8 protein-coding genes are annotated in these 8,909 nt (G+C 74.4%); 4 read left to right on the top strand and 4 right to left on the bottom strand.

Annotation, left to right across the window (positions count from 1 at the left end; all coding sequences use genetic code 11):
* Both E2C05_RS25010 and E2C05_RS25005 read left to right on the top strand, forming a co-directional pair.
* On the top strand, window positions 1-495 hold a 495-nt coding region (locus E2C05_RS25010), incomplete at its 5' end, for a TonB family protein (protein WP_133222368.1).
* Window positions 496-676: 181 nt separating this feature from the next.
* Window positions 677-2,974 carry a DUF3141 domain-containing protein gene (locus tag E2C05_RS25005; protein ID WP_158292359.1) on the top strand — a complete coding sequence of 766 codons (2,298 nt, stop codon included), beginning with the start codon at window positions 677-679 and terminating at the stop codon, window positions 2,972-2,974.
* A gap of 187 nt (window positions 2,975-3,161) precedes the next feature.
* Here E2C05_RS25005 and E2C05_RS25000 read toward each other — a convergent pair whose 3' ends face one another.
* From E2C05_RS25000 to E2C05_RS24990, 3 genes are read right to left on the bottom strand one after another with little or no spacing between them, the layout of a single operon-like run.
* Entirely contained in the window at window positions 3,162-4,061 is a 900-nt protein-coding gene (locus E2C05_RS25000) for a hydroxymethylglutaryl-CoA lyase (protein ID WP_133222366.1), read from the bottom strand.
* Complete coding sequence (locus tag E2C05_RS24995; RefSeq protein ID WP_133222365.1) at window positions 4,058-5,257, bottom strand: CaiB/BaiF CoA transferase family protein; 1,200 nt, start codon at window positions 5,255-5,257, stop codon at window positions 4,058-4,060. The genes E2C05_RS25000 and E2C05_RS24995 overlap by 4 nt, the downstream gene beginning before the upstream one ends.
* 52 nt (window positions 5,258-5,309) lie before the next feature.
* Window positions 5,310-5,720 (bottom strand): hypothetical protein, encoded by a 411-nt coding sequence (locus tag E2C05_RS24990; RefSeq protein ID WP_133222364.1) that lies wholly within the window; start codon window positions 5,718-5,720, stop codon window positions 5,310-5,312.
* A 182-nt stretch (window positions 5,721-5,902) separates the two neighbouring features.
* Between E2C05_RS24990 and E2C05_RS34820 the strand changes: the two genes are divergently transcribed.
* Window positions 5,903-6,118 carry a hypothetical protein gene (locus E2C05_RS34820; RefSeq protein ID WP_192912517.1) on the top strand — a complete coding sequence of 72 codons (216 nt, stop codon included), beginning with the start codon at window positions 5,903-5,905 and terminating at the stop codon, window positions 6,116-6,118.
* On the top strand, window positions 6,115-7,509 hold the full coding sequence (locus tag E2C05_RS24985; RefSeq protein ID WP_192912516.1) for an amidase: 1,395 nt from the start codon (window positions 6,115-6,117) through the stop codon (window positions 7,507-7,509). Before E2C05_RS34820 ends, E2C05_RS24985 begins: the two co-directional genes overlap by 4 nt.
* Here E2C05_RS24985 and E2C05_RS24980 read toward each other — a convergent pair.
* The coding region (locus tag E2C05_RS24980) for a capsular polysaccharide export protein, LipB/KpsS family (RefSeq protein ID WP_133222362.1) at window positions 7,504-8,909 on the bottom strand (1,406 nt) is incomplete at its 5' end. The genes E2C05_RS24985 and E2C05_RS24980 overlap by 6 nt on opposite strands.

Below are 8,909 nucleotides of genomic sequence, written 5' to 3'. Positions count from 1 at the left end.
GCCGTCACCGCCCCGCCGCGCCCGGCCCGGCCGCCGAGCGAGCCGGAGCGGCTGCCCGGCCTGTGGCTGCCGCAGGGGTTCCAGCTGCAGCCGGCCCCGCGGCCGGAGGCGCCGAGGCGCGGCGGCCTCGACCTCTCGCTCGGCAGCCTGGCCGCGCTGGGCCGTGGCGGCGTGGAGCCGCAGCTCAGCGTGCGCGGCGCCGAGGTGGGGCCGGACTGGCGCAATGCCTTCCGCCGCTGGCTCGACGAGAATGTCCGCTACCCACCGAACGCCGCCGTGGTGGGCGACGAGGGCACCAACCGCATCCAGCTGCTGGTCGACCCCGACGGCCGGGTGCGCGGGGCAAGGCTGACGCGCCGCTCGGGCTCGGTCTGGCTGGATGCCGGGCTGGAGATCCCGTTCCGCAACGCGGTGCTGCCGCCCTTCCCCCCCGGCGCGGATCCGAAGGGCGTCGAGGTCAACCTGACGGTGCACTGGTCGATCATCCGCCGGTGACCGGCCGGCGACCGGCACCGGGGCCCCCTGGCCAGGGCCGGCCGGGCATGCCATCGGACCCGGGACGGCCGGTGGCCGGCCGGTCGCCCGACCTAGAACGGACGCGGCCACCTGCGCATTTCCCTGGACCCGCGCAATGCTGCGGTGCAACATGAGCGCGCGAGGAAGGAACGCCTACACGATGACCATGGTCACCCCGCCTCCGGCCCGGGAGCTGATGCTCCGCGGGGCCGAAACCATGTCCCGCGTGATGGACCAGGCCCGCGCCCTGGCCGATGTGGCCCGCCGGCAGGCCGAGGCGCTACGGCCGAGCTTCGAGGCGCCGCCGCCGCCGCCGGCCTCCGGCAGCCCGATGGACCTCGCGCGCGATGCCATGGAGTACGCCTTCGACGCCTCGCAGCGCGCCGTCCTGTTCTGGGACACCATGCGCCAGGCCGGGAACACCTTCGTCGAGCACGAGGCGGCCGGCTGCCCGCCGGTGCTGATCTTCGACTACGAGATGGTGGTGGATGGCCGCACCCTGTCGCGGCCCTGCAACTACGCCCTGGTGCGGATCGCGGTGCCGGAGGGGCTGCCGCCCACCGACCCGAAGCTGCGCCCCTTCGTCATCATCGACCCGCGTGCCGGCCACGGCGCCGGCATCGGCGGCTTCAAGTCGGACAGCCAAGTCGGCGTCGCGCTGCGCCGCGGCCACCCGGTCTATTTCGTCATCTTCTTCCGCGACCCGGAGCCGGGGCAGACCATCCTCGACATCACCCAGGCCGAGGGGATCTTCCTGCGGAAGGTGTCCGAGGCGCATCCGGAGGCGCCGAAGCCCGTCGTCATAGGCAACTGCCAGGGCGGTTGGGCGGTGATGATGCTGGGCGCCTCGCAGCCCGAGCTGACCGGCGCCCTGGTGCTGAACGGCGCCCCCCTCTCCTACTGGGCGGGCGAGCGCGGGCGGAACCCCATGCGCTACCTGGGCGGCCTCGCCGGCGGGTCCTGGCCGGCGGCGCTGCTGGCCGATCTCGGCAACGGCAAGTTCGACGGCGCCAACCTGGTGCTGAATTTCGAGAGCCTGTCGCCGGGCAACACCTGGTTCAGGAAGTACTACAACCTGTTCCAGAAGGCCGACACCGAGGGCGAGCGCTTCCTGGAGTTCGAGCGCTGGTGGGGCGGCTACTTCCTGATGAACCGCGACGAGATCCGCTGGATCGTCGAGAACCTATTCATCGGCGACCGCTTCGCGCGCGGCGAGATCAGCGCCGGCGGCGGCGCCACCTTCAACATGCGGGCGGTGCGCAGCCCCGTCGTCGTCTTCGCCTCGGCCGGCGACAACATCACCCCGCCCGGCCAGGCGCTGCGCTGGATCGCCGACGTGTACCGGGACGAGCAGGAGATCAAGGCGCTCGGCCAGACCATCGTCTACCTGATGCATGACGACATCGGCCACCTCGGCATCTTCGTCTCCGGCGCCGTGGCGCTGAAGGAGCATTCCGAGATCGCCGAGCTGCTGACGCTGATCGACAGCGTCGCCCCCGGCCTCTACGAGATGCTGATCACCCGCGAGCCCGACAGCAATGCCTGGCATGTGGAGCTGAAGGAGCGGACCATCGCCGATGTCCGCGCCCGCAGCGGCGAGGCGAAGAACGAGGCCTTCCCGGCGGTCGCCAAGATCGCGGCGCTGAACCAGTCGCTCTACGACCTGTTCGCGGCGCCGATCGTCCGGCAGCTGAGCACCGAGGATTCGGCCGAGAAGCGGCGGCAGATGCACCCGCTGCGGCTGCGCCGCACGCTGGTCAGCGATGCCAACCCACTGGTCGCGCCCATCGCCGGCCTGGCCGAGCAGGTGCGCCAGCACCGCGCGCCGGCCAAGCGGGACAATCCCTTCCTGGCCTGGGAGAAGCTCTGGGCCGATCAGGTCGAGCGCAGCCTCGACACCTGGCGGGACTGGCGCGACGCCTGGACCGAGATCGCCTTCCACGGCGTCTACGGCATGCTGGCGGCGGTCGGCGTTGCCGGGGGCGAGACGCCGGAGGAACCGCCCTCCGCCGCCGCGCTGGCCGATGCGCCGGAGGTGCGGCAGGCCCTGGCCCGCATCGGCTCGGGCGGCTTCGCCGAGGCGGTGGTGCGGATGATGATCCTGCTGGCGCAGGCGCGCGGTGGGGTGCGCCGTTCGCGCCTCGCCCGATCCAACGCGCTGATGCAGACCGAGGCGCCGTTCAGCGAGATGACCGCGAGCGCCCGCCAGGCGCTGATCCGCGAGCAGACGGTGATCGCCAGCATGGCGCCGGCCGAGGCGTTGGCGGCGCTGCCGAAGCTGCTGCCGAAGCTGGCCGAGCGCCGCCGCGCCATGGCGCTGGTGGAAGGCGTCGCCGGGCCGGAAGCCGAACTGGGCGACGCGGCGCAGGCGATGCTGGCGCAGCTGCGCAGCGCGCTGGGGCTGACTGGTGGGCTGGTGCGCGTGGGCTTCGAGCACGCGGCCATACCGTCGGACTGAGGAGGGCCCCCGCCCTCCTCGAGCGCCTCCCGCCAAGGGCCGAAGGGCCCTTGGAACCCTCGGGCCTGAACGACAATGAGGAGACCCCGCCGGGGTCTCCCCATTGTCGTTTTGGTTCACACGGGGGGCCGCGGATCAGTTCGATCCCCGGCGGGGCGGGTTCGGGAGGGGCAGCGCCCCTCCCCGCTCAGGCCGCCAGCCGCGCCGCCGGCACCCGCCGCATCGCGCCGCCCGGCGTCGCCCCCGGCACGCCCGCCGCCAGATCCGCCGCGACCAGCAGCTTTGCCCAGTCGACGCCGGTCTCGACGCCCATGCGGCGAAACAGCCAGACCACGTCCTCCATCGCCACATTGCCCGTGGCGCCGGGCGCGAAGGGGCAGCCGCCGATGCCGCCCGAGGCCGCGTCGAAGATGCGGCAGCCCGCCTCCCAGGCCGCGGTCACATTGGCCAGACCCATGCCGTAGGTGTCGTGGCCGTGATAGGCGAAGCGCGTCCCCCAGGCCGCATGCGCATGCTCGAAGACGCGGCGCACCTGGTCGGGCGCAGCGTTGCCGGTGGTGTCGGCCAGCGCGATCTCCATGTCGGGATCCAGCGCGATGATCCGCTCCACCCAGTCCAGCGCCTCCTGCTCCGGCACCACGCCCTCGAAGGGGCAGTGGAACACGCAGGAGAGGTTGAAGCGGATCTTTGTCCCCTTCGGCGTCTCCCGCACGATGGCGGCGAGGTCGGCGAAGCTCTCCTCCCGCGTGCGGTTCAGGTTCGCCATGTTGTGGCTCTCGGTCGCGCTCATGAACAGGCCGAGCCGGTCGGCGCCGGCATTCATCGCGCTCTCGAAGCCCTTCCGGTTCGGGACGAGGACGGTGCATTCGAGGCCGGCGAGCTGCTTCGCGACCTTCAGGACCTCGCCGGTATCGGCCATCTGCGGCACCGCCCGCGGCGAGACGAAGCTGCCCACCTCCATGCGGCGCAGCCCGGCCTCGTAGCTGGCGCGGACCAGGGCGATCTTGGTCTCGGTCGGCACGAAGGCGCCGATGGACTGCAGCCCGTCGCGCGGCGCGACCTCGCTCAGTTCGACCTGCGCGCTCATGGCGTCTCCTCCTCCAGCATGCGGAACACCTGCTCGTTGTGCGCCCCCGCCGCGGGGCCGGTCCAGCGCACCATGTCGCGCGGCGCCACGCCGTCGAAGCGGAAAGGTGCGGCGGGGTGCAGCACCTCCCCCAGCAGCGGATCCTGCACCGGCATCACCAGGTCGCGGGCGCGGAAATGCGGGTCCTCGGCGCAGTCGCGCATGTCGTACAGGCGGGAACAGGGCACCTCCGCCGCCTCCAGCACCGCCTCCGCCTCCGCCGCCGGCAGCGTGCGGGTCCAGGCGGCGATCATGGCGTCCAGCTCGGCCACGTTCTCGCAACGCAGCGCGTTGCTGGCGAAGCGCGGATCCGCCGCGGCTGCGGGCTGGCCTATCGCCGCCATCAGCCGCTTGAAGATCAGGTCGGAATTCCCGGCGATGCAGAGCCACTTGCCGTCGGCGCAGGGATAGGTGTTGGTCGGCGCTGCGGTCTTGATGGCGGCGCCCTGCGGCTGCCGCACCCAGCCGAACAGCCCGTATTCCGGCAGCATCCCCTCCATCAGGGAGAAGACGCTGCCCACCAGGTCCACATCGACGACGCGACCCTTCGCCTGCGGGTCGCCCTTCACCTGCCAGCAGGCGGCGACCAGCGCCATGGCGGCGTACATGCCGGCGAGGTCGTCGCTGATGGAGACGCCGCAGCGCGGCGGCGGATGCTCGCTCTGGCCAGGATTGGCGGTGAGGTGCCGGAGGCCGCCCATCGCCTCCCCGATCGCGCCGAAGGCCGGCTTGTCGCGATAGGGCCCGTCCTGGCCGTAGCCACTGATGCGGGCGATGACGAGGCGCGGGTTCACCGCATGCAGGTCGGCGGGGCCGAGGCCGTAGCGCTCCAGTTGGCCGGGGCGGAAATTCTCCACCAGCGCATCGGCGCGCGCCACCAGCTTGCGCACCCGTGCCTTCCCCTCGGCGGATTTCAGGTCGAGCGTGACGGAGAGCTTGTTGCGGCCATGCACGCTGAACCAGACGGGGTTGCCATCGACCGCGGAGCCCCAGCCGCGCACCGGGTCGCCCTCGGGCGGCTCCACCTTGATCACCTCGGCGCCCAGATCGGCCAGCAGGCGGGTGGCGAAGGGCGCGGCGATGTAGTGGCCGAGCTCCACCACGCGCAGGCCGTGCAGCGGCAGGCGCGGGGCAGCGGGGGGTGCGGTCGCGGACATGGCGACCAGGGATAGAGCAGAACGGGGCCGGCCGGAACCGGCCCCCTCCGGCTCAGCGCATGCCGCTGCTGGCGCCGACCGGGCCGCTGCTGCCGGCGCCGCCGCCGCCGCTCATCCCCGGGCCGCCCAGCGAGGAGCCGCCCACGGACGACCGGCCCAGGGACGATCCGCCCAGCGAGGACCCGCCGGACATGCCGCCACCATAGCCGCCCGGCATGCCGCCGGTGCTGCCGGCCCCCATGCTGCCGCCATAGCCGCCGGAGACCGAGCCTTCCTGCCCCGACTGGGCGCGCTGCAGGCTCTGGGCGTTCAGCTGGTCGGCCGAGTTGTCGGCGGCCGAGGAGGGGGACGCGGCGGCGCGCGACGCGCCGCGATGATGCCGCTCGGACGCCGCATCGGCGGGCAGCGTGGCGAGGGTGAGGCCGAGCGCGGCGGCAGCCGCGACGAAACCGGTGAGGCGCATCTGTGCAGTCTCCCTATGCTGGTTGTGGGGCATGGAATGCCCCCGGGCCGCGCGCACGGCACGCCGACCCGCCGGCAGGGCAACGATGGCCGCCGCCGAGGGTTTCCCGCTGCCGCGTCCTGCGCCAGCATCCATCCCCGTCCGCGACCGCCGGAAGACGCCGGCCAAGGGAGACGGAACCGATGCCCGAGCCGAGCCCCATGAACGCCGCGTCCCATGCTGCATCCAACGCCGCCCTGGCCGAGGCTGCCGGCCTGCAGCGCGCCTGGGCCGACCATCGCGCCGATGTGGAGGAGGCGATCGCCGCCGCCGCCCGGCTGCGCACCGCCTTCGCCCGGCCCGCCGACCCGGCGGCCGAACCCCTGCCGGCGCATCGCGCGCCGGAGCCGATGCGGTGACCGCCCCGCATGCGCTGACCCTGGCGGAGGCTGCGGCGCTGATCGCCGCCCGCCGCCTCTCGCCCGTCGAGCTGCTGCAGGACTGCCTCGACCGCATGGCGGCGCTGGAGCCGCGGCTGAACGCGGTGATCCGCCTCCTCGCCGAGGAAGCGACGGCGGCCGCCCGCGCCGCCGAGGCGGAGATCGCCAAGGCTGGCCCGCGCAGCCCGCTGCACGGCATCCCGGTCGGGCTGAAGGACATCATCGACCTAGCGGGCCACCCCACCACCTGCCACTCGAAGCTCTGCCTCGACCGCGTGGCCGCCGGGGACGCGGCGGTGGTGGCCCGGCTGCGGGAGGCCGGGGCGGTCTTCCCGGCGAAGCTCGCCACCCATGAATTCGCCATCGGCGGGCCGGCCTTCGACCTGCCCTTCCCGCCCGCCCGCAACCCCTGGAACCCGGCGCATCATCCCGGCGGCTCCTCCTCCGGCTCCGGCGCCGCGGTCGCGGCGCGGATGCTGCCGGCGGCGCTGGGGACCGATACCGGCGGGTCGGTGCGGCACCCGGCCTCGCATTGCGGGCTGGTCGGCCTCAAGCCGACCTATGGGCTGGTCTCGCGGCGCGGCGTCTTCCCGCTCTCCTTCACTCTCGACCATGTCGGCCCGATGACGCGGACGGTGCGCGACGGCGCGCTGCTGCTGAACGCCATGGCCGGGCACGACCCGGCCGATCCCGGCAGCGCCGCCCACCCGCCGGAGGACTATGCCCGCGACCTACATCGCGGCGTGGCGGGGCTCCGCATCGGCTTCGTGCGGCATTTCCACGAGCGCGACATGGCCGCGACGCCGGAGGTCGCGGCGGCGCTGGAGGCGGCGGCGGCCCTGCTGCGGGCGGAAGCGGCCGAGGTGGTGGATGTCGCGCTGCCGCCGCTCGGCGAATTCGCCGCGGTCAACCGCGCCATCATGCTGCCGGAAGCGGCCTCGATCCACGAGGCCTGGCTGCGCGAGCGGCCGGGCGACTATGCCGCCGTGACGCGCCGGCGCCTGCTGCCCGGCATGTTCGTCACCGGCGCCGACTATGTCGCGGCGCAGCGCCGCCGGCGGCAGCTGACCGCGGCGGTGCAGGATGCCTTCGCCGGGGTGGACCTGCTGCTCTGCGCCAGCTCCATGGATCCGGCCAGCCGCATCGACGACAGCCCGGAGGTGGAGCGGACCTATCCGCGCCAGGCGCGCACGCCCTTCAACGTCACCGGCCACCCCGCCCTATCGGTGATGTGCGGGATCAGCGGGGCGGCGGGCCTGCCGCTCGGGATGCAGCTCGTCGGCCCCTCCTTCTCCGAGGCGCTGATCTTCCGCGCGGCCGCGGCCTATGAGCGGGCGGCGCCCTGGCGCGAGAGGCTGCCGCCGCTATAGCCGTGCGCCCAGCCCCGCCAGCAGGCGGGAGCAGCGGGCGGCCAGGGCGCGGATCGGCGCCGGCAGGCGTGGCGGCGCCGGCGGCGCGACCGCCCCGGTCGCCAGCCGGTCCAGCAGCACCTCCGGCGGGCAGGGCAGGCCGGTGACCGGGTCGCGGCAGCGCAGGTGCAGGATCAGCGCGCCAGCGACCAGCTCGTCGAGGCTCAGGCGGCGGGCGCGGCGGGGCGGCGGGGCGCGGTCCTCGGTCAGCCCCCAGCCGGCATAGAAGGGCTGGCCCCAGCAGGTCACCCGCAATCCCCGCAGCAGCGCCTCGAACCCCGTGAGGCTGGAGAGGCAGTGGACCTCCGCCGCCAGCGCATAGAGCGGCGCGACCGGCACCCGGTCCAGCACATGGTCGGCGAGCCGGGCGGCCTCGGCCCGGGGCACGCGGCCGCGGCGCATGCCGGCCTCGACATCCGGGTGCGGCTTCCACAGCAGGATGGCGTCGGGGTTCTCCGCCCGCACCGCCCGCAGCAGGCCGAGGTTGCTGCGCAGCGGCCCGCCGCCCCGGCGGATGGCGGCATCGTCCTCCACCTGGCCGGGCACCAGGATGACGCGACGGCCCGGCGGCAGGGGAGGCAGCGCGGCCGCGCCGGTCAGGTTGTACTTGGTGATGCCGGCCGCGGTCAGCCGCGCCCGCAGCCGCGCCGCCCGGGACAGCAGCGCCGCGTCGAACTCCGTGCTTGCCAGCAGCCGCTCCAGGTCGCTCTCGGCCGAAGGGTCGTAGTGGATGCCGGAGGCGTCCATCACGAGGGAGGCGGCCGGGGCGCGATGCACGCCGAGCCCGGCCGAGCGGACGAAGCCGTCCTCCATCCGCACCAGCCCGACGCGCGCCCGCGCCGCCCGTGCCGGCAGCCCCGCCGGCATGACCGCCGCCCAGATCCCCACTGCCCCACCCGCCGCGCCGGCCAGGGCCAGGGCACGGGAGGCGCGGAAGACCATGCGCGGCGCGCCCTGGTGGTGCCCGAGGGCCCGGCGCATGGCGTCGCGCTTGAACACATCCATCCCGGTGCAGGCGACGAGGCGCCGCCGCTCCGCCTCCGCCACCCGCCAGGCGCCGAGCTGGGCGATGCCCTCCGCCGCGGTCCAGGGCGTGCCGCGGAAGGGATCGGTCCAGCGGGTCGCCGCCAGCAGGGCGGCGAAGGCGGCCTCGGGCGCGGCGCCGCCCCAGGCCGGCGCAGCGTCCAGCCAGGCGGGCAGGCCGGCGGCGCCGGCCAGCAGCGCCATCTCGGCCGACAGCGTGTGCACCTCCGCCGCCAGGTCGAGCAGCGTCCAGGGCGCCAGCCGCGGCAGGCCGGGTCCGGGTAGGACCGGCGGCGCCTCCGCCGGCGCGGCCGGGTCGCGCGCCAGCAGCACCGGCC

The organism is Paracraurococcus ruber (assembly GCF_004353985.1).
Lineage (GTDB): Bacteria > Pseudomonadota > Alphaproteobacteria > Acetobacterales > Acetobacteraceae > Paracraurococcus > Paracraurococcus ruber.
The sequence above is the reverse complement of the archived record's forward strand: the minus strand, read 5'-3'. Positions and strand labels throughout refer to the sequence as shown.